Source organism: Agrobacterium sp. FDAARGOS_525 (assembly GCF_003938925.1).
Taxonomy (GTDB): domain Bacteria; phylum Pseudomonadota; class Alphaproteobacteria; order Rhizobiales; family Rhizobiaceae; genus Agrobacterium; species Agrobacterium pusense.
Genome location: NZ_RKIU01000003.1, coordinates 608,603 through 631,347, shown reverse-complemented (window position 1 = coordinate 631,347; position 22,745 = coordinate 608,603). Strand labels below are relative to the sequence as shown.

Genomic DNA, 22,745 nt, shown 5'->3' with positions numbered 1-22,745 from the left:
ACTCCGACTCATGAAGGAAAAAGATGCCGGAATGCGAATCCGTGTCGAGCGGGAGCTTCGCGATGAATTTCTGAAGATGTGCCGCGAGCAGGATCGCCCTGCCGCCCAGGTCATCCGGGAATTCATGCGGGAATACATTGCGGCAAGAAGAATGCAGCGCGCTGGCCAGGCCGAGACCATCGGCGAAATGCACGTCGCGCCAAGGGGTGAAGAATGAACGCCGTAGAGATCGAAGAAGCCATATCGGCTCTCGCCGAACAGCTGTTTGACGCAGACGAATTTCCGTTCGCGTTCCTTCAGGCGTTTGGGGCGAAGGAGACGACCCTACGGCGTCTCCGCAGTGGTGAAACCAACAAATCCGATCTTGGCGGCGTTCTCCAGACCAGCAATATCCATATCGCCGTTGCGCCCGAGGGGGCGGTGACCGAGATGCTCGGCAAGCTCAGGGCGAGCCCGGCGACAACACGCGCCAAGGCGAAGTTCGTGCTCGCCACTGACGGCAAGGAATTCCAGGCGGAAGACCTGAACACGGGCGAGGTCGTTGTTTGCGACTACCCGGATTTCCCGGATCATTTCGGTGTGTTCCTGCCGCTTGCAGGCATCTCCACGGTCAAACAAATCCGCGAAAGCGCCTTCGACATCAAGGCGACAGGGCGACTGAACCGGCTCTATATCGAGCTTTTGAAAGACAATCCCGAATGGAGTTCTGCCGCCCGCCGCCATGACATGAACCATTTCATGGCCCGCCTGATCTTCAGCTTCTTTGCCGAAGATACCGATATCTTCCTGAAGGATGATCTGTTCACCGCGACCATCGAGAAGATGAGCGACAAGGACAGCTCGAACACCCATGAGGTGATCAGCGAGATTTTTCGCGCGATGAACACCAAACGGGAGGATCGAGCGAGCGCCAGTATCGCGCGGTGGGCAAATGACTTCCCCTATGTGAACGGCGGCCTATTCTCCGGCAGCACCGAAGTTCCCCGCTTTCCCAAGATCGCCCGCTCGTACCTGCTGCATGTCGGGAAGCTCGATTGGAAGAAGATCAATCCCGACATTTTCGGGTCGATGATTCAGGCTGTGGCCGATGACGAGGAGCGAGGCGCGCTCGGCATGCACTACACCAGTGTGCCGAACATCTTGAAGGTCCTCAATCCTCTGTTTCTGGATGATCTGCGGGAACAGCTTGAAGAAGCGGGAGACAATGCCCGCAAGCTTCTGAACCTGCGCAACCGAATGGCACGTATCCGTGTTTTTGATCCGGCGCTGGCATAGCGAAATAACCTGCGAAAATCCCCTAAAACCTGCTCTTGGCCCATGCGATTGCTCCCGCAGCTATTATCGGAACGCTTCTCGACGAGCTTGAGGATATCGTATTGCAATTGGCGATACAAGCGATTATCTTGCTCGCAAGGAGATCATTATGGCTAGCACCGTCGAACGCAAGGAATACCCCATCTCGATGCGCCTGCCGGAGGCGGACGTCGCAATAATCGACCGCGCCGCAAACCTCCGCGGTCGTTCGCGTACCGATTTCGTGCGCGACGCCGCCGTGCGCGCGGCCGAGGAGGTCGTCATGGAGCAGGGACTCATCCGCATGAGCCCTGAGGGCTTTGCCGACTTCATGGATGTCCTGTCCCGTCCGGGTGCGTCCGTTCCCGAGATGGTGGAACTGGCCAAGCGGCCGGCACCTTGGGAATCTGGCTACGTCGCAAAGCGGTGAGCCGTGACGCTGTCGGCTCCTGAACCGCTTTCTGCCGAGCATGACGTTTCCGCATTCTCCTGCGGCAAACCTACGCTTGATCACTGGTTGAAGACACGCGCCCTTTCCAATCAGGAAAAAGGCTTCACGGCGGTTCTCGTTGTCCACGAGGCCGGGCGCGTTGTCGGGTATTACGGCTTAGCGCCAACGGCCGTCGTTCCTTCGATCCTGCCGCGCTCGATCCGCACGGGCCAGCCGCCCGATCCCGTTCCCTGTTTGCTTCTTGGCCAACTCGCTACCGATACGGAGTGGGCGGGGCAAGGCATTGGCACAGGTCTGGTAAAACACGCACTCCAGCGCTGCGTTGAAGCCGCAGCGTTGATCGGGGGGCGGGCCTTGATGGTCAACGCCGTCGATGAAGGGGCGGCGGAATTTTGGCGGCGGCGAGGGTTCATGGCGTCCAAAGATGACCATCTCGTGCTGTTTCGCTCGCTCGGTGATGTCGCTGTCTCCCTTGCTGAAGGGACAGTCCGTTGAGCGATCCGACGGTACACAAAGACGGCAGGATGGATGAGAAGGTTGATGACTTTCTCGCTGCAAAATTTGCTGAATATCGAGCGCTCCTGCGCAATACCTCGCCTTGCATCTCTTTCATGCCATATGGTTGGTTTCGCGCGCCTCAAACCATCCGGCTGGATGCCGAATTTGGATTGCAGCAAATGGCCTATCGAGACCTGGCCGAGGAGGCCGCGCGAGACCTCGCCAATGGAATCAATCATCTGATCGGCGTAACGACAAGGCTCGAAGCATGGAAAAAGGTGATGGTCAGTTTGGATCTTCACCAAAAGAACGAGATCCTCCACGAGTTCGTGCAGGATTTGGCCACGATGGCGCTTCTTAGCCCGTACACGTTAAAGGCCAGGTTCTATTTCGCAGTTGCGCATTTATCCCATCAAGCAAATGTAGTCCGTCTGCGCGACGAATGGACGGATGATTTTTCTACGCTGCCCGAGGACTGGGCCATCAACGAAGAATGGGCGTCAAAATTGACAAAGTCTTGGCGTGGATGGCGTGCCTTGATCCGGGCGCTCAACAAGGTGGACGACGGCAATTTCAAAACCAGGACGGAGGAGTTTCGAAGCAAGCACACGCATCGCTTCACGCCACGCATCGAGCTCGGTATAACGCAAATGGTCAAACGAGAGCGTATCCCCGATCAATCCCGTCCGCGCTACGGCATCGGCGGTAGCCTGCCACTCACGCTCGATATGCTTATTCCGGCATTGAACGAGCAGTGCATTTGCTTGGGCGAATGCTACAGCGCCTTTGAAAAACTTGTTGAGGAGCAGAGCAGGGCGCTTTTCTCAAACGTCCATGATGACTGACCCGTCACTGCGTCGCCGGCGGCGGTGGATCAGCCGGCAGCGCGACGACGTTTTCCGCACCGAACCATTCGTTGAGTTTCGCCATCGCGTTTGCGCTTAGAATTTGCGTGAACAACAGAGCCAGTCGAACCTTCGGGCGTGAACAGGCAACGTAGAAGAGGTTGCGATTGTTTTCGAAAAACTCTTGCTTGTCAGCGGGCGGGCCGTCATCGATCCATTCAAGGGTCTGGGCGAAATTGTACTTGTTCCACCCGCGCCCGACGATCACAAGCACGTTCTCGAATTCTGCTCCCTTCACGCCATGCTTGGTCGCGAAAGGTGTGTGTCCGTCAATGAAACGATCCAAGGCGATCAATTCAGCATATGGGACGGCTCGCAGCTTGCGAAGCTGCGTGACGCGGCGAGACTCTCCCTCAACAGGCTCAGCGCCGACCTCGGCGAGCTTCGCTTCGCGTTCCTCGACTGCCGCCGGCAGCCGCATGTGGTGTGATTAGGCATGGACGTTACGACGCCGATTGACATGGTACGCACGAACAGCACGTGAAGGCTGGCCAGCAGAGCCACAAGAACAGCGACAATCGTTCGCAGTCGGCATCGGCCTCTAAAAATGGCGATAATGGTGAAACCCGCGGTGGCACACACGAGCAGCATGTGAAGGCGGGTCAGCAGAGCCACAAAAATTCCTGACGCTAGAGAACTGGAAAATCCCCGCGCGTGTCGCGGGGATTTCTTCGTTTGGATCCCGTACGAGACAGGAACCTCCCATGCCTTTCGCCCCCGCGCGTTTTTGGGCATCGACGTGGCGATCCACAAAGTGACAAAGGTATCCTCCCCCATCACTGCTCGCCGGAATTGCATAGGCAAACGTAAGGACTGCTATTCGTACCGATCGTGGCGGCGCACCCAGTCCATTCCTTCGACTTCATTGCGTCTGTTGATTTGCGTGACGGATTGACCCACTTGTGCGATTTGGGATGACCCACCTTCTCGGCAACTCGTTGGCTATTGCATCGTAGCCATTTTGCGCTGGATCAGCGCCAGATGGAAAAGCAGCTCAACTTGCGATGGAACTCGACGGATCCGTTCAAGAGCAAGACAATGCTTTGAAATCCTGGGCGGTAGCGCTACTGCTATTTCGCCCCGCAAGCGGTCACTGGCGTAAGGAAAACAGACCTGCACCGACGTGCAAGCAACGACGCAGTATCGAGACTATGTTCGGCAGGATCAAGGCCTGTGGGCGCATTGCTACATGACACAATCAATGCGCCCATACCCGCCTATCGGCAATCCTTATAGCCGCAAAATGTTGCTGTTGGATCGATGATGGGTCCTGAGCCTAGGACCAATATCTTAGTTTGAGCAGATATCCTCGTATTGCCGCCTCGAAATCGCCGCCCATAAGCCTCGCCGGTAAAATCAACGGAAAGTTTCCGTGAACGGCCGACAGAAGCTTCGCATCTTCGGTGGGGTTCGATAATAGATCGTGAATAATCTCACTTTGCGGATCGCATATCTCATAATTTGCCAGACCCCTTGCCCAGCGTTCGGCGTAGACGATCCAGGCGGCGATTGCGAAAGCAAAAGGCTGGAAGTCGGTACCGCGTTCGAGGGCTACGAGGGCAGGGGCGGTCAGTCTTTGGGGGAGTTTCTGGGTGCCATCCATGGCGATCTGGGCGGCCGCATGTGCGATTGCTGGATTGGAGAAACGCGCCTTCAGCTTCTCGGCATAGTCCGAGAGGTCGATGCCGAGTTGCCCGATCGCGGCCGATGCCGCCTGTAGGTGTCGGGAGACCAGCGCCTTCAGATCCGAATCCGCCATCACATCCCTGACGAAGGGCTTGCCCCTGAGGCAGCCGCAGTAGGCGATCAGCGAGTGGGTGCCGTTCAGCATCCATAATTTCATGCGCTCGTAATCGCGGATATCCGGCACCAATATTGCTCCGACCGCGTCCCATGCCGGGCGTCCGGCGGAAAAACTGTCTTCGATGATCCATTGGCGGAAGGGTTCTGTTTCCACGGCGGAAAAATCGTCATAACCGGTTTCTGCGAGGGCCAGCGCAGAGGTCGTTTCGACCGGGGTCGGGGTAATCCTGTCGACGACGGTGGAAGGAAAGGCTGCTTCCGCTGCAATCCACTCTGCAAGGGACTGCCTGTGGGCGATGCGGGTGAATTCCAGCACGCCTTCCCTCAGTTTTCGTCCATTATCGGGAAGGTTGTCGCAGCTGATGGTTGTAAAGGGGGGGAGGCCGTTTGCGTGGCGCATGGCGAGTGCCGCCGAGATCACACCGATGACGCCACGGGGCGATCCGGGTTCCGATAGATCGTGGATGATATCCGGGTGAGCGGTGTCGAGGCGACCATGCCCGGCCAGCGCGTAACCCTTCTCCGTCACCGTCAGGCTGACAATGCGGCATTGAGGTGCGCTCATGGTAGCGAGCAGGTCGGGGATACGCTCCTGCCCTGAAATTATCGAATGAAGCGAGCCGATCACCGATGCTTTCCTTTCGGCGCCTTTTTCCAGCAGCGTATAGCGGTAATTCTGCGGCGAAAGGAGACCGCCGAGCGCTGAGCCCCGCAGGGAGGCGCCGATGACGCGCCAATCGCCCCCCGCCGCCGCGAGTGCATCATCGGTGTAGGATAGCAGATGCGCACGCGCGAAATTGCCGAGCCCGATATGGACAATGCCATAACCATGCGCTTCCGGCCGATAACCCGGCCATCGGGCAGGTCTGTCGTCAATTGGCTTGCTCGCGGCGCTCAGCCTCATCAGTTGCGTTCTCCGGAAAACATCGGATGGGATATGGCTGTCATGATGCCGCGCAGTTCCGCAAGTCCCTTGAGGCGGCCGATGGCCGGATAGCCGGGCCGGGTCTGGCGAACATGATCATCAAGGATGTTCTGGCCGTGGTCCGGGCGGAACGGTATCTGCCAGTCGTCCCGGCCTTGCCGTTTGCGTTTGGCTTCCTCGGCAAGTATTGCGGCGACGACGGCAACCATATCGGTATTGCCTTCCAGATGGGCGGCTTCATGAAAGGAGCCGCCGGCGCGTCTGTCTTCCAGCGCCACATTGCGCAGATGCAGGAAATGCACGCGGCTGCCGAGCCTCGCCATCATGCCTGGCAGATCGTTGTCCCTGCGGACGCCAAGCGAGCCGGTGCAGAGCGTGATGCCGTTTGCAGGTATGTCGATGGCTTCGATCAGGCCGCGATAGTCTTTTTCGGTCGACATGATACGCGGCAGGCCGAGCAGCGGGAATGGTGGATCGTCCGGGTGGCAGCATAGTCTTACACCGAGATCCTCGGCGAAAGGTGAGACCTCGCCCAGAAAATCCAGCAGGTTCTGGCGCAGCCGGTCGGCGGAGATGCCGCTATAGAGATCAAGATGCGCCTTGACCTCATCGATGGTCATGTGGGTCGCCGCTCCGGGCAGGCCGGACACGATGTTTGCGACAAGCTGCTGCCTGCGGGCATCATCCATCTCCGCAAAACGCTGCCGTGCCTCTTCGATCAACTCGGCATCGAAATCCCCGTGGGCCTCGGGGCGTTCGAGCAGGAAAAGATCGAAGGCGGCGAAATCCACGGCATCGAAGCGCATGCAGGTTGCACCGTTGCCGAGGCGGTAGGCAAGATCCGTGCGCGTCCAGTCGAGAACGGGCATGAAATTGTAGCAGATCGTACGGATGCCGGCATCGGCGAGATGGGAAAGGCTGGTCTTCCAGTTTTCGATATGTGCGCGCCAGGCTCCGCTCTGGCGTTTGATATCTTCCGAAACAGGCAGGCTTTCCACCACCTCCCAGGTGAGGCCAGATGGCTGATTGTCACGCATGATGGAGAGTTCCCGCTGGCGCTGGGCGATTTCCTCCGGTGACCATACTTCTCCGGGCGGGACGTGGTGTAGCGCCGTGACGACATCTTCGACCCCGGCTTGCAGCATGTCATCGATCGATACCGGATCGGAAGGGCCGAACCAACGCCAAGTCTGCCGCATTTTTAGTCCTTTTCTGAGTGCATGAGTGGAGTTTGGCGAAGGAGGAAAGGGAAGGTTTGCCTCCCGCTATTCCTTCATGCCGCTGGCGGCGACGCCTTTGACGAAGTTCCGCCGCATCGCGCCGAAGAAAATGACGCTCGGAATAAGCGACAGGGCTGCGGCGGCGCTGAGGCGACCGAGATCGACGGTGAAGCCCGTCTGGAAAAGGGCAAGCCCCACCTCGAGAACGTATTTGTCGCGGGCGGTATTGACGACCATCGGCCAGGCGAAGGTTGTCCATGCCTGAAAGAAGGCGAGAACGGTCAGTGTGCCGATCGGACCGCGCATCAGCGGCAGGACGATACGGAAGAAAATCCACCATTCCCCGGCGCCGTCCATGCGCGCGGCCTCCATCAGTTCGTCGGGGATGGACGAAATCGCGTATTGGCGAACGAGGAAGATACCGAAGCTCATCACCAGGTAGCCGGCCAGGAGTCCGCCGAGGGAGTTCAGTAATCCCAGCTGCCGCACACCGAGATAAAGCGGTATCATATATACTTCGAAGGGCACGATGGCGGTTGCGAGGACACCGAAGAATATCAGGTTTACGCCGGGGAAACGGAATTTTGCCAGGACATAACCGGTGATGGACGATGTAAGAACGATAGCAACCGTCGAAATGGCCGCGAAGGCAAGACTGTTGCCCATCCAGATCAAAAGCGGCGTTTCGGTGATGACGGAGGAGAAATTATCCAGCGTTGGCGATTGCGGTATGAGCCGCGGCGGCCATGCCAGCAGTTCCGCCGGGGTCTTGAAGGCATTGGCGGTGAGCATGATGAGCGGCAGGATCATCAAGATGCCGAAAACTGTCAGAATGACATCCACGATGAGTTTGCGGAAGGAAAAACGCCCGGATTTTGGGTTCTGTAACGTGTGGTTCATCGGCGTGTCGCCTTGTCACGGAAGAAAACGAATTGACCGGCCGTCAGAAAAAGCACGATGGCGAGAAGCACCACGGCTTCCGCTGCAGCGTATCCGACGCGGTAATTGCGGAAGCTGTTTTCCAGCATGTCGAGCACCAACACCCTGACGAGCTTGCCCGGCGCGCCCTGCGAGTCCGAGGCGAGCACGAAAGCCTGGCCGTAAATATTGAAGGCGGCGATCATCGTGACAACCGATACATAAAGTGTCACGGGCCGTAGTTGCGGCACGGAGATGTGCCGGAAACATTCCCATGCCGTCGCACCGTCCAGCCGGGCGGCCTCGTAGAGCGAAACCGGGATGTTGCGCAGGCCGATCAGGAAGATCAGGACTGCGTATCCAAGTGCCTGCCAGGAGCATAAAACGATGATGCAGACGATTGACCAGACGGGGTCAAAAAGCCAGGCCTGTGCAGGTATGCCAAAGAAGCCGAGGAAAGCATTCAACGGCCCGAGTTGCGCATCGAAAACCCATTTCCAGGCCATGGCGGCCGGCACGAGCGATACGATATGGGGAATGAAGACGCTGGTCTCGTAAAAACCCGCCAATGCGCTGCCAAAGCGATATTGAATGAGGGCGGCGAGACCGAGCGCGAGGGGGATTGTCAAGGCCAGCACACCGACAGCGATGATCGTGGTGTTGCGCAGGGCTTCGAGGAACAGCGGATCGCTCGCAAGTTCCTGAAAATTGGCGAGGCCGATAAATGGCTTGTTGCGGGAAATGATATCCCATTTGAACAGGCTGAGCCGTAACGTCTCGAAGATAGGCACGACCCGGACGAGCACGAACAGCGTCAGCGGCACGGCCAGCGCACTTATCACGAAGGTCAATTGTTTCCGGCGTTTCATCTGACGGTCCTTTCGTCGCGGGGACAGCCTTGCTGTCCCCGGCACATTGCTTCAGGCGCTGGCGATTATTTCGCCAACAGGCCTTCCCGTTCCAGAATGGAGTCGATCTCCTTGGCCGCGTCGGCAAGCACACGATCGATACCTGCATCGTCCGTCGCGAGCGCCGGATTGGCGAAAGCGGCTTCGAGACGGGCGGCGAAACGGGTCAATATTTCGCTGGAGGGCGCAATCGGCGGCAGGCTGAAATAGGTGTAATCCTTGGGCGGGGCGGCAAATGCTTCCAGAGCCGGGTTATGGGCGATCACGGCCGCGTAGTCGATATTGTCCCGCGACGGCAGCCAGCCGACATTCTGTAGCAGCCATTGCAGGTTCTCAGGCGAATTCGTCTTTTCGACGAACTCCCAGGCAAGTGCGCTGCGATCGTTTTCGGCTGGCACAAACAGCGACGCCGGCACTACCAGTGAGCCCTTCGGTAGCGGCGCGGTCGCATATTTCAGGTTCGGCGCCTTCTTGGCGATGTCGCCGATGACCCAGGACTCGCGAATGAACATCGCGGTCTGCCCAAGTTCGAATGCTTCCGCATCCGCCTTCATCTGCGGGCTGACGGTTTTGGCTACAAAAAGCTGATCGAGATATTGCTTCAGTGTCTTTCGGCCGGCTTCGCTAGCAATCGCCGCTTTCCAGCCTTCGCCCTTCTTCTCGATCAGCGTGCCGCCGAATTGATGAAGATTGATCCAGAACTTTTCGCTGATGCCCTGGCCACCACCGGACAGGCGCATGGACCAGCCGCTGGCGGTGGGGTTTCCGGAAGCATCCCGCTCGGTCAGTTTGGCGGCATATTCGGAATATTGCTCCATGGTCTTCGGCGCGCCGGAGAGACCGGCCTTGGCGAATTTCTCGGTGTTGTAATAGAGCGCCGCCTGGCCGTGATAAAGCGGTACGCCATAGATATGCCCGCCATCCGAGACGGCAGCGGAATAGACGGAGTTGAAGTTTTTCGGGTCTTTCACGAAGGCGGCCACTTTATCCGGCGCGGGCGCCAGCAGGCCGGACTGCACGTAACGCGGTGCCTCGGACTGCATTTCAACGATATCGGCAGCAGAACCAGCGGGCAGCGCAAACGCCAGGCGCTTTTCATGTTCGCGCAGACTGATGGTTTCGACTTTCAGCTCGAAATCCGGATGTGCGGCTTTCATTTGTCCGGCTACATATTTGTAGAAGGGTTCGAGCTCGGGTGATCCGCCCCAAAGCGTCAGGGTTTCCGCCTGCGCTGTCCAGGAAAGGCCAGCCAGAAGTGCGGCAATGGGTAGTGTCTTGAAGGGATGCAATGCCATTTCTGTTCTCCTCTTACGAAATCGACTGTTTTTATCGTTGTATTTATTGGTTAGCGCTGATCGCTTTCGATTCTTGCCCCGGTTGTCTTGTCGAACAGGTGCGTTCCGGCAGGTGATAGTTTCAGCGATAGGGTGCCACCCGGATTGTCCGGCAATCTTTCCCGGAAAACGGCGGTCACTTCCTGTCCGCCGAGTGTCAGCGTAGCGTGGCTTTCCGCGCCCGTGGGCTCCACGGAAACAATTGAGGCCTCGATGCGGGCTGGATCGTCCGCGGTGCAGAGGAGCAGGCTTTCGGGCCTGATGCCGAGCAGCACCTCACCCGAGGAGCGGCCCAATCGTGTCGGCAGCGGGATTTTTGTACCGTTCCGCATCACGAAATCCGTTTCCGTCGAAAGTCCTTCGAGAAAATTCATTGCCGGGGAGCCGATGAAGCCTGCGACGAAGAGGTTGGCGGGCCGGTCGTACAGTTCCAGCGGGGAGCCGACCTGCTCGATGATGCCGCCCTGCATGACCACGATCCTGTCCGCCATCGTCATGGCTTCGACCTGGTCATGGGTAACGTAGATCATCGTGTTACCCAGCCGGCGGTGCAGCGACTTGATCTCCGAGCGCATCTTCACGCGCAACTTCGCGTCCAGATTTGAGAGCGGTTCGTCAAACAGGAAGACCTTCGGCTTGCGCACGATTGCGCGTCCCATGGCGACGCGCTGGCGCTGGCCGCCCGAAAGCTGGCGGGGATAGCGCCCCAGATAGTCGCTGAGGCCAAGGATTCCGGCTGCGGCTTCGACTTCCGTGCGGATGCGGTCGGCCGGGGCGCGGCGCAGCTTCATCGAGAACGCCATGTTGTCGTAAACGGTCATGTGCGGATAAAGCGCGTAGTTCTGGAACACCATCGCGATATCGCGGTCTTTCGACTCGACGTCGTTGATCACCCGGCCATCGATATGGATCTGACCGTCCGAAACATCCTCAAGCCCCGCAATCATTCTGAGGAGGGTGGATTTTCCGCAACCGGAAGGTCCGACGAGCACGACGAACTCCCCATCTTCCATCGCAACGTTGAGATCGCGCAGGGCGTGAAAGTCGCCGTAATGTTTATGCAGTTTTCTGATTTCCACCCGTGCCATCTTACTTCCCCATTATGCTTGTTGAGAGGCGGAAAGTTCCGTCCCCAATGCTGGCTCGCAAAGACGCAACCCCGCTTCCCCCGGCGACCAGCGGAAGGCGATGAAGTCCGCCGGAGCGCCTTCACGCAAACCGGTTTCGAGACCGAGCGCCTTTGCCGGATTGATCGCAGCCATGGTGATGGCATCCGAAAGGCTGAAGCCTTTCAGACCGGCGACCAATGCGACGCCGTCCGAAAGCGGTTTTGCCGCGCCGGCGAGCAGTCGCGTACCCGACATGGACAGGCGGCCTTCGGCCGAAAGCTCCACGTCGCCGCCGACCGGCTGCCGATAGCGCCCTGGTGGCATGCCCGCGAGCGCAACCATATCGCTGACAAGGATCGATCGTTGCACACCCTTCGCTCTCAACATCGCCGTGAGGGTTACCCGGTCCAGATGGTGGCCGTCGGCGATGAACATCGCCTGCAATCTGTCATTAGCGAGCTGTGCCCATATCAGGTTCGGATGACGCGGCAATGTCTGGGAGACGCCGTTGCCAAGATGGGTGCTGAAGCCGGCTCCCGCTTGTGATGCCTCAGCGATATCGGTACTTTCTGCCGAAGAATGCCCAATGGAAACAAGGCAACCGGAACTGCGCAGGTGATGAATGAAGCTGCAGGCATCGGCCTGTTTAGGGCAAAGGGTCACCAGTCGCACAATTCCGCCCGAGGCTTCTTGCCATTGATCGAATTCCGTGCGGGAAGGGGCGCGAACATGTTCCCGTGGATGAGCGCCCCGTGCCCCGTCTTCCGGTGAGATGAAAGGGCCTTCAACGTGGACGCCCGGAATCATCTTGGCGAGCCATTGATATTTTTTGCGGGCGGCCGCGATGACGGAAAGTGCGTTGCAGATCGTATCGCTTGATGCGGTGATCAGCGTCGGCAAGAAAGCCCTGATGCACTGGCGGCGCATTCCCACAGCAATAGCGAGGACCTTCTCTTCGTTGATATCATGGCCATTGAAGTCATGCCCGCCCCACCCGTTCACCTGCAGATCGACAAGACCCGGCGCCAGCCAGGGAATATCCCCGCCGAGATCTTCCTCTATATGACGGAGAGCGGCGATCTTGCCGTTTTCGACGGAAAGGCCGATAAGCCGTCCGCTGAGCGCATCGCGTCCGACGATCATGCCGCGCTCCTGTCGATGTCGGGCATGGAATCACCATCGATATAGAGCCGCGCCTGATTATGGGTGCGCAGGATACTCGCGGGGCAGTCTTCCGCAACTGGCCCGGTCAGCATACGTGTGATTGCCTCTTTCTTGGGCGCGCCGGGCACGACGCATATCATGCTGGCTGCGGCTAGAAGTGCAGGAATGGTAACGGTGATGGCCTGCTGCGGCACGTCTGACAGTTCGGCGAAACATTCGTCTTCCACCTGCTGCACGCGGCAATCATCTGCAAGCGTCACGACTTTGACCGCATCTTTTTCGTCGAACCGCGCTTCCGGCGGATCGTTGAAGGCAAGATGGCCGTTGATGCCGACGCCGAGGCATACGAGGTCGAGCGGTTCGGCGGCGAGGCGGCGGGCATAATCGGCGGCGCAGGCTTCGGCGGAAGCGAAACGATGCGGCTCGATGCGATGTACGGTTCCGAATGGCAGGCGTGAAAACAGATGCCGGTCGAGCCAGTTGGCGAAACGCGCCATATGGTCGGCCTCAAGTCCGATATATTCGTCCATGTGGAAGGCCGTGATCCGCGACCAATCGATATCCTTTTCCTGGCAGAGGAGGGCAAGCGTATCCTGCTGGCTGGGAGCGGCGGCGAACATGACCGAAACGCGATCCTTCGCAGCGAGAAGCTGGCGCAGCGTGGCAGCAAGGTCGAGACTGGCCATCCTGGCCATATCGCTACGCGACGCTCCGCTCCGGATGACGAGACGATCGACCTGCCATGACGATGACATATGTAAACTCCCCATTTGTTGCCTTCAGAGAAATGCAACCGATTGCATAAGTCAATAGTGGTTTTGCAGAAATTTCCATTCGTAATCATCCAGATTGCAGCAATTTTAGGCAGATCAATAATTTATATGGAATGCCTATTGCAAAATTTTATGAAATCGGTTGCATAGTCATCATCTTTAATGCGCGCGCTCAGGAAGGAGACAGACGTGTCGGTCATCAAGGTCGGGCTGGTTGGGCCTGGAACAATTGGCAGAGTTCATCGCGATGCGATCGGCGCCACTGAAGGTCTCGAGTTGACCGCCGTCGCAGGCGGCACCGAGGAAGAGCTGGAACTCTTCGCCGCGCCGCAGGGCGTGCGGCTTTTCTCCGATGCCGCATCGATGATCGAGCAGGCGAGTCTTGATGTCGTCGTGATCGCCACTCCGAGCGGCACCCATTATGCGCCGGCGCGGGCCGCACTGGATAAGGGCCTGCATGTCGTCGTGGAAAAACCGCTGGCCGTCGATCTCGATGAGGCGATCGATCTTTATCGGCGTTCGCAGGCGGCGGGTCTAGTCTGCTCCACCATGTCGCAGCGGCGTCTGGAGGCGCAGCATCAGGATATCCATCGCCGTCTGCGCTCCGGTGATCTGGGGCGGTCCGTAGCCATCGAAGGCCAGGTCTACTGGCACCGCGCGGATGCCTATTACGATGAAAAGCCGTGGCGAAAGCTCGATGTGCAAGGCGGCGGATCGCTGTTCAACCAGGGCATCCATACCCTCGATCTCATGCTCTGGCTTTTTGGCCCGCTCGCAAGCGTCATGGCGGAGGCGACCAATATCGCTGGACGTGAAGGCGGCAGCGAGGATCTCTGCCAGGCCCTTCTGACCTTCCAGAATGGTGCACGGGGCATCATTGTCACCAGCACGGCGACGCCTCCGGGGCGCCCCGCCTCGTTGATGGTGTTCACGGATCGCGGCCATGTGGCGATCAATCATACGGATGTCGTTGAGTGGACATTCCCCGATCAGCCTCTGCCGACCGCGGCCGATGCCTCGATCAAAAGCGGCGCCGGCAGTCAGGTCAGCATCGGTATTCGGGGGCACGTCGACCAGTGGCTCGATATCCGCGATGCAATCCGCGATGGGCGTCCGGCGGATATTACCTTCCGGGACGGTCTCGAAGCGGTGCGTGTCATCACCGCCATCTATCGATCCGCTGAAACCGGACGCAGAATTGTCATGAGCGACGTGGGAGACGCGTGATGTCGGTAAAAAAACTTGCCATACTGGGTGCGGCCCATGGCCATGTCAGCTATGTCACCGATGGCCTTACTGGACGCAAAGACGTTGAGCTTGTGGCGCTGGCCGATCATGACGAGCAACGTCGCCGCAGCTTCAGCGAAAAACTGGGCGTTCCGGCCTATGCGGATCTCGATACGCTTCTTGCTGCGCACGAAATCGACGGTGCCGCCGTGGTTGCCGAACCTGGCCTGCGCGCCGGTCTTATCGAGGCATGCCTTGAAAGGAATATTTTCGTCATCGCCGACAAACCTCTCGCCTTGACCGTGGAAGAGGTGGAGCGGATCGGAAGGGCCGATAATGGCCGCAACCGTGTGGCGTTGATGCTGGAAAAGCGCTTTTATCCGGTGACCAGAAAAGCCCGCGAACTCTTCTTGGGCGGGGAGATCGGCGATCTCGTCGCCGTTACCGCAACCGGGCCGCACAAGCTCCTGCCGTCGGCGCGGCCCGCATGGTTCTTTGATCCCTCGCTCTACGGCACGATCGTCAATGATCTCGCGGTGCATGACATCGATCTTGTGCTATGGCTGACGGAGGCGTCATCGGGCCGGATCAGCGGCTGGAAAAGCCCGCGCCATCCCGAGGGGCACCCAGCATTTTCCCTTGCGGGACGTGCGGTTTTGACCCTTGATTCCGGTGTGCAGGCGGCAATCGACATGGACTGGCGTCAACCGGAAGCCGCGATCCGGCATGGCGATTACGCAATGCGTCTTGTCGGAACCCGTGGACGCATGGATATTCTGTTTGGAGAGGGGCGCCTGCTGGTGGAAACCGATGGACGCCGCCTCTGGGAGCCGGAACTGCCGTCGCCCATCGGGCCGGCGCAGGATGCTCTCGATGCATTGACAGGGGTCGCACCTTTGCAGGTATCGACAGAGGAAGCGCTTCTGGCAAGTCGTATCGCGGCACTGGCCGCTCTCAGTGCCGATAACGGGGGGCACGACTATCGCTGGTAAGAAGGAACAAAAGTCGAAGGAACGCGCGAAGCCGACGCTGGAGGAAATAGCGCATCGCGCGAATACCTCCCGCTCGACGGTTTCGCGCGCCTTCAGCCGGCCGGATCTGCTCAATCCGAAGACGGTCGAGCAGATATTGTCGATTGCGGAGGAACTCGGCTATCGGCCGAACAACATGGCCCGTGCGCTGTCCACGGGCCGGACGGGCAATATCGGTCTGCTCGTCCCGGATATTGCCAACCCGTTCTTTCCGCCGCTCATCAAGGCCATTCAGCAGAATGCCGACGCCTATGATCTCTGTCTGTTCCTGGGCTCTTCCGGTGAAAGCGCGATGCGGGAAAACACGCTTTTCCAGCGTCTGGCGAGCCAGACCGACGGCATCATCCTGGCTTCGACCCGACTTAGCGAGGCGCAGGTGCGGGCCCATGCCGAAAGGCACCCGATAACCCTAATCAATCGCGACATCGCGGGATTGCCGCGCGTGCTGATAGACACGCAGGCGGCGGTGAGGGATGCGATCGGTTTCCTCATCGAGAACGGCCATCGTGATATCGCCTATCTCTCCGGCCCGAAGGAATCCTGGTCGAACCAGCAGCGACTTGAAGCCGCAACCGAAGCGTGCAAGAGTGCAGGCATCCGCTTCGAGGTCATCCAGCTGTCCGAGCCGAGCTTCGAAGGCGGCGAAAAGGCCGCCGAGGAGTCCGTCGCAGCGGGCGTGACCGCGATCCTTGCCTTTGACGATCTGACCGCGCAGGGCGCTCACGCCCGGCTTTCGGCTTTAGGGATCGTCGTGCCGAGGGACATGAGCCTCATCGGTTGCGACGACGCGCTCCCCGCCATGACCCATCCAGCTCTTTCGACCCTGAGCGGCCTTTCGCAGGAGGCGGGGCGACATGCGTTGAAGCTTTTGCAAGACGCTATACTGCATGGAAAAAGCTTGCAGGATATGAAGGTGGTTCTGGGCGCAAGGTTCATCTGCCGTGAAACATCTGGGCCGGCGCAGAGCAAGCGCCAATCGAAACATTAGTTATGGTGGCCCGTTGCCCTTTCGTAACCGGTGTCCCGCTCCCACATTGTTCTGTCCGTCCTGATCTGTGATCCGCTTTCCATGGATGAGCAAAGGGAGTTTCTCCATGGAGAGTACGTTGGAGTTTCTCACGACCAGGAAGTCTGGGCGTGAGCCGCAGCGGCACTGGCCGGACGACGTCAAGGCGCAGATCGTTTCGGAAAGCCTTCGGCCCGGAGCGTTGGTGAATGAGGTGGCAGAGCGATATGGCCTGAAGCCGAACCACCTATCCACCTGGCGGACGATGGCACGGCAGGGCAAGCTGGTTTTGCCTGCACCCGAGGATGCGATGGAGTTCGCGGCGGTGATCGTCGATCCACCCGTTGCGGAGCCGTCCCTCAAGAAAGCCAGCCGTCCCGAGATCATCGTCGGCGCTGTCACGATCCGCTTGGAAGAAGGCGCGTCCGCCTCCCGGATCGCCGCTGTCGCACGTGCCTGTGCGGTTCCGGCATGATCTTTCCCTCGAACCGGGTTCGGATCATGGTGGCGACCAAGCCTGTCGATTTCCGCAAGGGTCACGATGGATTGGCGGCGCTGGTCAAGAACGAACTGCACAAGGACCCATTCACGGGGACGGTCTTCGTATTCCGGTCACGCAAGGCGGACCGATTGAAGCTGATTTACTGGGATGGCAGCGGTCTGGTGATGGCCTACAAGCGATTGGAGGAGCATACGTTTACCTGGCCAGACATCCGGGACGGCCTAATGACCTTGGGACATGCCCAGTTCGAAGCGCTGTTTGCCGGGCTCGACTGGCGTCGGGTTCGGTCCGTAGAGGCACGAGCGCCAACCGCAATCGAATAGGTGCGTCACGATGACTCGGTTCGCAAATTCCGGCGGCGTGATGCCGCCCAATTTGATAAGATTCCAGCATGTTGGATGCGGTCGATCTTCCAGACGATATTGCTGCCCTGAAGGCGATGCTGATTGCCTCCCAGCTTCGTGAAGTCCGCAAGGACGAGCGGATCGAACGGCTGGAGAAACTGGTCGCTGCTTTCAAACAAGCCGCCTTTGGCCGCAAATCCGAGAAGGTCGATCCTGAGCAATTCGATCTTGCACTGGAAGACCTAGAAACGGCCATTGCGGCGATCCATGCCGAAGACGAGGCCGACAGCGCTCCAGGTAAGCCGCACCCCAAAACTCGCGCCGCCAATCGTGGCTCTCTTCCCGCCCACCTTCCTCGTGTCGAGGAGATCATCGAGCCCGAAAGCTTGATCTGCAACTGTGGCGGCGGCCTGCATTGCATCGGGGAAGACGTGTCCGAGCGACTCGATATCATCCCGGCACAGTTCCGCGTCATCGTCACTCGTCGTCCCAAATATGCCTGCCGTGCCTGCACCGATGGCGTATCTCAAGCTCCAGCGTCTGCACGATTGATCCACGCCGGATTGCCGACCGAGGCGACTATCGCGCATGTGTTGGTGTCCAAATACGCCGATCACCTGCCGCTTTATCGGCAGGCACAGATCATGAGCCGCCAGGGTATCGATCTCGACCGTTCGACGCTCGCCGATTGGGTCGGGCGGGCGGCATTCGAACTCGGTCCGGTCTTTGATGCTCTGATCGCCGACCTGAAGCGCTCTACCAAGCTGTTCATGGACGAGACCCGTGCCCCGGTTCTCGATCCCGGCTCGCGCAAGACCAAGACCGGATACTTCTGGGCGCTGGCGCGGGATGATCGCCCATGGGGCGGCGGCGCTCCACCGGGCGTGGCCTTCACCTACGCTCCCGGTCGCGGGGGCATTCATGCCGAACGTATATTGCAGGGCTTCTCCGGCATCCTGCAGGTGGATGGCTATGCCGGATACAACAGACTGATCGCACCAGAGCGCGTTGGGCCGGACATTCGGCTGGCCTATTGCTGGGCCCACGCACGGCGCAAGCTGGTAGAGATCACGCGCAACGGATCAGCACCCATTGCCGAGGACGGCGTCAAACGGATCGGGGAGCTGTATCGCATTGAAGCCGAGCTACGACGCCGTGATCTAACGGCTCGTCTTGCTGGACGACAGGAACGCTCAGCGCGGGTCGTCGCCGACATGCAGGCCTGGCTTGACCATCACCGTAGCCGTGTCGCGACCAAGTCCCCGCTTGGCGAGGCCTTGGCCTACATCAACAAATACTGGGATGGTTTGAAGCTCTTCCTGACAGACGGCCGCATCGAGATCGACAACAATACGGTTGAGCGGACCATCAGACCAATTGCGTTGAACCGGAAGAACGCTCTCTTCGCGGGACACGATGCGGGAGCGGAGAACTGGGCGACAATCGCCTCACTCATCGAAACCTGCAAGCTCAATGCTGTCGAGCCGTTCGCCTACATGAGCACCACCCTGACCGCCATCGCCAACGGCCACAAGCAGAGTCAGATCGATGACCTGCTACCGTGGAGCGCCCGATTTAAGTCTCGGATCGACGGCCAAATGCGGTGAGCAAAACCGCACCAATCAAGCCCGATGTCAGTGAACCCAGCAGAATGCCGATTTTCACGTGATCCTGGACGTTCGGATCGTTGAATGCCAGCAGTCCGATAAACAGAGACATGGTGAAGCCGATACCGCACAAGAGTGCCACCCCGGCCATCTGTCCCCAGCTCGCTTGTGCAGGAAGTTCGGCAAGTTTGAGGTTTACAAGAACTGCAACCGTGCCAAGAACGCCGACCAGTTTTCCGAGCAGCAGCCCGGCGGCGACACCCATGGTCAGCGGCTCGGTGACAATCGACATCGAAACCCCGGCAAATGAGACACCAGCATTGGCAAAGCCGAAGATCGGCACGATGGCAAACGCCACCGGCTTGTGAAGATGGTGCTCCAGCTTATGCAAAGGAGATTCTGCATGAGTGGCTTCCGGAGTGCCCGGCGTGAGTTTCAACGGAATCGTAAGCGCCAGTACGACACCCGCCAGCGTAGCATGGACGCCGGATGAGAACACCAGAACCCATAGCACTGCACCCAGCACCAGGTAGGGCCACAGTGCCTTTACGCCCATCCGGTTAAAGATGATGAGGTTGCCGACGACAATAGCCGCGCCGGAAAGTGCCAGCAGGTTGAGGTCGGCGGTATAGAACAGCGCAATTACGATGACTGCCCCAAGATCATCGATGATTGCCAACGCGGCCAGAAAGATTTTCAGCGATGCCGGGACACGTTTCCCGAACAGCGACAGCACGCCGAGCGCAAAAGCGATATCGGTCGCCGTCGGAATGGCCCATCCCCTGAGCGCGGACGCATCGTTCCAGTTAAAGTAAATGTAGAACAGCGCCGGAAACACCATCCCTCCGGCGGCGGCGGCTCCCGGCAGGATGCGTCTGCTCCAGGTCGATAGCTGACCGTCCAGCATCTCTCGCTTTATTTCCAGTCCCACCAGCAAGAAGAAGACAGCCATCAGTGCGTCATTGATCCAGTGCTGGATGCTGAGCGGCCCGATATAGACATGAAGGATATTGAAATACGCATCCGCCATCGGCGAATTCGCTGTCGCGATTGCCATTGCGGCAACGAACATCAGGATGACACCGCCTGATGCCTCGTTATCGAGAAAGTGGCGGAGAGTGGATTGAATGCGGCCCTTGGACATCGTCGAAGACATGGGTTCGCGCTCCTTGTGAGAGGTTGATCGTAGTCTCCGTGGATTTCGGGGGAACCCGCAGCACCGCAGCACGCGCTGTGGGCAATATCTAGCGACTATCCGTGCTCATTTCTACAAAATTCGACCCGCATGAGCCAGATACGCGCCATCAAGTGATCAAGCATGATCCTGTAAAATGTCCGCGCCGCAATTGCATGTTTGATATGGGCGCGAATTCAATGTGCCAGCGGCACACCGCTTACGCCCTTTCTACCATTGCTGACCGATATTCAACATGAGGGACGTCGATTACCCCCACAGGAGGTATTGGTCGTCTATATCTCCGTAGATGGCTGTCGTACTGAGGTCTTCTCTTCGAGACAAAAGTGTCGAAATCTTATACGGTGAAAGCCTGAATATCGTCGCGACGTGGTTTCGTTGTTGATTATGGGATGGACTGCCCTCGTGAAACATCTTGCTCGATGCCTCGCAAAGGCAATCCACCGGCGTATTGAGAAGCTTCAAAAGTCGAGTTTTCTCAGGTTCTAGGATTGAGGAGATTTTGATGAAGACGAGCAGATCATTGAACCCACCGCACTACAACCGAAAATCACATAAGCTTTATTATGAACCGACCTCTTTACGGGCAATTGGTTCGTTTCCTTTCAAGAGCCAGAGAAATTTTACAATTCTCCGTGTATTCAGGCCCCCGCAACCAAAATTACGAAGAAAGCAAACACGAAAGCCCTCTCCCAAAAGAGGGCTTTCTCGCGTTTTGGGCATAGCATAACACTAGCACAAATCCGGCCCCGAGCACCCGCGGCAAGTGGATGCACCCAAACACAGTCGAACACTCCGAAAACAACCCGGCTTCACAAAGTCCCGGATGCGACCGTGGCCCGAAGCCGAGAGCTGGCTCGGGAAATTTGAACAGCGGGGATAAGTGGAATTTCTGCCTGACTTCGGCTTAGATGCCGTGAACAGGAGATACCATGACGAGACGACCGCGCCGGAACCACAGCCCGGCTTTCAAGGCAAAGGTGGCGCTTGCCGCTATTCGAGGCGAACAGACGCTGGTGGAGTTGTCCCGGCAGTTTGACGTGCACGCCAACCAGATCAAACAGTGGAAAGACCAGCTCCTTGAGGGGGCGACAGGCGTTTTCGGTGATGAAGCGAAGGCGGAACCGGCGGGTCCAACCGTCGATGTCAAAACACTGCACGCCAAGATCGGCGAATTGACACTGGAGAACGATTTTTTATCCGGTGCGCTCGGCAAGGCGGGATTGCTGGGCGGAAAGAAATGATCGACCGCCAGCATAAGCTATCCGTCGTGCGCCAAGCGAAGCTTCTCGGCTTCAGCCGTGGCAGTGTCTATTATCTGCCTCGTCCGGTGTCTGAGGGCGATCTGGCTCTGATGCGCCGGATCGACGAACTGCATATTGACTACCCCTTTGCCGGAAGTCGGATGTTGCAAGGGCTACTGAGGGGAGAAGGGCTGGAGGCTGGGCGGCGGCACGTCGCCACGCTGATGAAGAAGATGGGCATCGAGGCGATCTACCGTCGCCCGAACACGTCGAAACCGGCACCTGGGCACAAAATCTATCCCTACCTCCTGCGCAAGCTGGCGGTTACAAGGCCCAACCAGGTCTGGGCGATGGACCTGACCTATGTTCCGATGGCTCGCGGATTCGTCTATCTCTGCGCCGTTGTGGACTGGTTCAGTCGGAGGGTTCTGTCGTGGCGGCTGTCGATCACGATGGAGGCAGCCTTCTGCATCGAAGCAGTCGAGGAAGCGCTAGCCCGTTATGGCAGACCCGACATATTCAATACGGACCAGGGATCGCAGTTCACCTCGGTGGACTTCACGGCGGTGCTGAAGAAGGCGGAAATCGCCATCTCAATGGATGGCAAGGGTGCGTGGCGGGACAACGTGTTCGTCGAGCGGCTCTGGCGTTCGATCAAATACGAGGAAGTCTACCTCCATGCCTATAAAACAGTGTCCGAGACCCGCGCTGGCATCGGCCGCTATCTGACCTTTTACAATAGCCGACGCCCACATTCATCCCTTGACCGACAGACGCCGGATCAGGCCTACTTCAACGCGCTGGCACCAATGATGGTGGCAGCATAATCGAGGCGGAAATCCACTTAACAAAAAGCCCGAAACTGTTCAGACAAACCGAGCCACCTCTCCGTGCTTGCCTGTGCCGATCACGTCTACGGCTGCTGCCAATGAGGATAGGTCACATAAGCAGTCAACGCTCCTACTTCGTGAGACCGGATCGTAACCCTGTCGCCTTTCTGCATGGCGATGATCTCTCCCGGACCTGCCATCACCGTCTTGTGGCTATCGGAAACGGTAATACTTCCTTCCAGGATGACCATCGTGTCGTGTACGGCCATTGTTTCTTCGAGAATCTGGTTTGGTCCATAACGCCCGAATCCGATAGTGACCGGCCCGCCATGGCGCTGATCGAGGAGGTTGGCGGTGAAAATGTCACCGTCTTGTCCTGGCGAGCGTTCAAATGCTGCATCAGCAACGGCGAATTTATGAATGACCATACATTGTCTCCTTAAAGGTTTTGCCGTGCG

The 22,745-nt window shown here is 58.4% G+C and carries 22 protein-coding genes and 1 pseudogene; 12 read left to right on the top strand and 11 right to left on the bottom strand.

Annotation, left to right across the window (positions count from 1 at the left end):
• Positions 1 to 31: 31 nt before the first annotated feature.
• From EGT36_RS04360 to EGT36_RS04340, 5 genes and pseudogenes are all read left to right on the top strand, one after another.
• Positions 32 to 217: a hypothetical protein gene (locus EGT36_RS04360; protein ID WP_273786576.1), complete on the top strand. Its 186-nt coding sequence runs from the start codon at positions 32 to 34 to the stop codon at positions 215 to 217.
• A pseudogene (locus tag EGT36_RS04355) lies at positions 214 to 1,266 on the top strand (type IIL restriction-modification enzyme MmeI); the annotation flags it as partial. The gene EGT36_RS04360 and the pseudogene EGT36_RS04355, both read left to right, overlap by 4 nt.
• 157 nt (positions 1,267 to 1,423) lie before the next feature.
• Positions 1,424 to 1,723, top strand: a complete 300-nt coding sequence (locus EGT36_RS04350) for a type II toxin-antitoxin system TacA family antitoxin (protein ID WP_125270089.1) — start codon at positions 1,424 to 1,426, stop codon at positions 1,721 to 1,723.
• Between the two features lie 3 nt (positions 1,724 to 1,726).
• Entirely contained in the window at positions 1,727 to 2,239 is a 513-nt protein-coding gene (locus tag EGT36_RS04345) for a GNAT family N-acetyltransferase (RefSeq protein WP_125270088.1), read from the top strand.
• Positions 2,236 to 3,087: a hypothetical protein gene (locus EGT36_RS04340; RefSeq protein WP_125270087.1), complete on the top strand. Its 852-nt coding sequence runs from the start codon at positions 2,236 to 2,238 to the stop codon at positions 3,085 to 3,087. Before EGT36_RS04345 ends, EGT36_RS04340 begins: the two co-directional genes overlap by 4 nt.
• 4 nt (positions 3,088 to 3,091) lie before the next feature.
• On the opposite strand, the gene EGT36_RS04335 is transcribed toward EGT36_RS04340, so the two are convergent.
• The 9 genes from EGT36_RS04335 to EGT36_RS04295 all read right to left on the bottom strand — a co-directional run bounded on the left by EGT36_RS04335 (position 3,092) and on the right by EGT36_RS04295 (position 13,283).
• The gene (locus EGT36_RS04335) at positions 3,092 to 3,568 is read right to left on the bottom strand and encodes a hypothetical protein (RefSeq protein WP_210211222.1); all 477 of its coding nucleotides are present in this window, start codon (positions 3,566 to 3,568) and stop codon (positions 3,092 to 3,094) included.
• A gap of 855 nt (positions 3,569 to 4,423) precedes the next feature.
• A complete protein-coding gene (locus EGT36_RS04330; RefSeq protein WP_125270086.1) occupies positions 4,424 to 5,854 on the bottom strand; it encodes a mannitol dehydrogenase family protein in 1,431 nt (476 codons plus the stop codon).
• Entirely contained in the window at positions 5,854 to 7,074 is a 1,221-nt protein-coding gene (gene uxuA / locus EGT36_RS04325; RefSeq protein WP_125270085.1) for a mannonate dehydratase, read from the bottom strand. The genes EGT36_RS04330 and uxuA overlap by 1 nt, the downstream gene beginning before the upstream one ends.
• A gap of 66 nt (positions 7,075 to 7,140) precedes the next feature.
• Complete coding sequence (locus EGT36_RS04320; protein WP_125270084.1) at positions 7,141 to 7,995, bottom strand: carbohydrate ABC transporter permease; 855 nt, start codon at positions 7,993 to 7,995, stop codon at positions 7,141 to 7,143.
• Positions 7,992 to 8,882 (bottom strand): carbohydrate ABC transporter permease, encoded by an 891-nt coding sequence (locus EGT36_RS04315; RefSeq protein WP_125270083.1) that lies wholly within the window; start codon positions 8,880 to 8,882, stop codon positions 7,992 to 7,994. The genes EGT36_RS04320 and EGT36_RS04315 overlap by 4 nt, the downstream gene beginning before the upstream one ends.
• A 65-nt stretch (positions 8,883 to 8,947) precedes the next feature.
• On the bottom strand, positions 8,948 to 10,216 hold the full coding sequence (locus EGT36_RS04310) for an ABC transporter substrate-binding protein (RefSeq protein ID WP_125270082.1): 1,269 nt from the start codon (positions 10,214 to 10,216) through the stop codon (positions 8,948 to 8,950).
• 50 nt (positions 10,217 to 10,266) lie between these two features.
• Positions 10,267 to 11,343, bottom strand: a complete 1,077-nt coding sequence (locus tag EGT36_RS04305) for an ABC transporter ATP-binding protein (RefSeq protein ID WP_125270081.1) — start codon at positions 11,341 to 11,343, stop codon at positions 10,267 to 10,269.
• A 12-nt stretch (positions 11,344 to 11,355) separates the two neighbouring features.
• Positions 11,356 to 12,507, bottom strand: a complete 1,152-nt coding sequence (locus tag EGT36_RS04300; protein ID WP_125270080.1) for an N-acetylglucosamine-6-phosphate deacetylase — start codon at positions 12,505 to 12,507, stop codon at positions 11,356 to 11,358.
• Positions 12,504 to 13,283: a 6-phosphogluconolactonase gene (locus EGT36_RS04295; RefSeq protein ID WP_286083556.1), complete on the bottom strand. Its 780-nt coding sequence runs from the start codon at positions 13,281 to 13,283 to the stop codon at positions 12,504 to 12,506. Before EGT36_RS04295 ends, EGT36_RS04300 begins: the two co-directional genes overlap by 4 nt.
• Positions 13,284 to 13,490: 207 nt before the next feature.
• On the opposite strand from EGT36_RS04295, the gene EGT36_RS04290 reads away from it, so the two are divergent.
• The 6 genes from EGT36_RS04290 to tnpC all read left to right on the top strand — a co-directional run bounded on the left by EGT36_RS04290 (position 13,491) and on the right by tnpC (position 19,018).
• Complete coding sequence (locus tag EGT36_RS04290; protein ID WP_172965622.1) at positions 13,491 to 14,528, top strand: Gfo/Idh/MocA family protein; 1,038 nt, start codon at positions 13,491 to 13,493, stop codon at positions 14,526 to 14,528.
• Complete coding sequence (locus EGT36_RS04285) at positions 14,528 to 15,520, top strand: Gfo/Idh/MocA family protein (RefSeq protein WP_125270078.1); 993 nt, start codon at positions 14,528 to 14,530, stop codon at positions 15,518 to 15,520. Before EGT36_RS04290 ends, EGT36_RS04285 begins: the two co-directional genes overlap by 1 nt.
• Positions 15,486 to 16,547, top strand: coding sequence for a LacI family DNA-binding transcriptional regulator (locus EGT36_RS04280; protein ID WP_286083555.1), 1,062 nt, complete (start codon positions 15,486 to 15,488; stop codon positions 16,545 to 16,547). The genes EGT36_RS04285 and EGT36_RS04280 overlap by 35 nt, the downstream gene beginning before the upstream one ends.
• A 106-nt stretch (positions 16,548 to 16,653) precedes the next feature.
• Complete coding sequence (gene tnpA / locus EGT36_RS30345; protein WP_286083554.1) at positions 16,654 to 17,040, top strand: IS66-like element accessory protein TnpA; 387 nt, start codon at positions 16,654 to 16,656, stop codon at positions 17,038 to 17,040.
• The gene (gene tnpB / locus EGT36_RS30340) at positions 17,037 to 17,390 is read left to right on the top strand and encodes an IS66 family insertion sequence element accessory protein TnpB (protein WP_133308182.1); all 354 of its coding nucleotides are present in this window, start codon (positions 17,037 to 17,039) and stop codon (positions 17,388 to 17,390) included. Before tnpA ends, tnpB begins: the two co-directional genes overlap by 4 nt.
• 68 nt (positions 17,391 to 17,458) lie before the next feature.
• The gene (gene tnpC / locus EGT36_RS04270) at positions 17,459 to 19,018 is read left to right on the top strand and encodes an IS66 family transposase (RefSeq protein ID WP_125270077.1); all 1,560 of its coding nucleotides are present in this window, start codon (positions 17,459 to 17,461) and stop codon (positions 19,016 to 19,018) included.
• Here tnpC and nhaA read toward each other — a convergent pair.
• The gene (nhaA, locus tag EGT36_RS04265; RefSeq protein WP_125270076.1) at positions 18,987 to 20,174 is read right to left on the bottom strand and encodes a Na+/H+ antiporter NhaA; all 1,188 of its coding nucleotides are present in this window, start codon (positions 20,172 to 20,174) and stop codon (positions 18,987 to 18,989) included. The genes tnpC and nhaA overlap by 32 nt on opposite strands.
• Positions 20,175 to 21,145: 971 nt before the next feature.
• Here nhaA and EGT36_RS04260 point away from each other — a divergent pair.
• Positions 21,146 to 22,284, top strand: a protein-coding gene (locus EGT36_RS04260) for an IS3 family transposase (protein ID WP_125270075.1) whose coding sequence is annotated in 2 segments (ribosomal slippage) — positions 21,146 to 21,404 and positions 21,404 to 22,284 — 1,140 coding nt in all. Because the reading frame shifts where the segments join, the coding sequence is not laid out codon by codon here.
• Positions 22,285 to 22,370: 86 nt separating this feature from the next.
• Here EGT36_RS04260 and EGT36_RS04250 read toward each other — a convergent pair.
• Positions 22,371 to 22,715 (bottom strand): EutQ-related cupin domain-containing protein, encoded by a 345-nt coding sequence (locus EGT36_RS04250; protein ID WP_037091943.1) that lies wholly within the window; start codon positions 22,713 to 22,715, stop codon positions 22,371 to 22,373.
• Positions 22,716 to 22,745 lie beyond the last annotated feature (30 nt).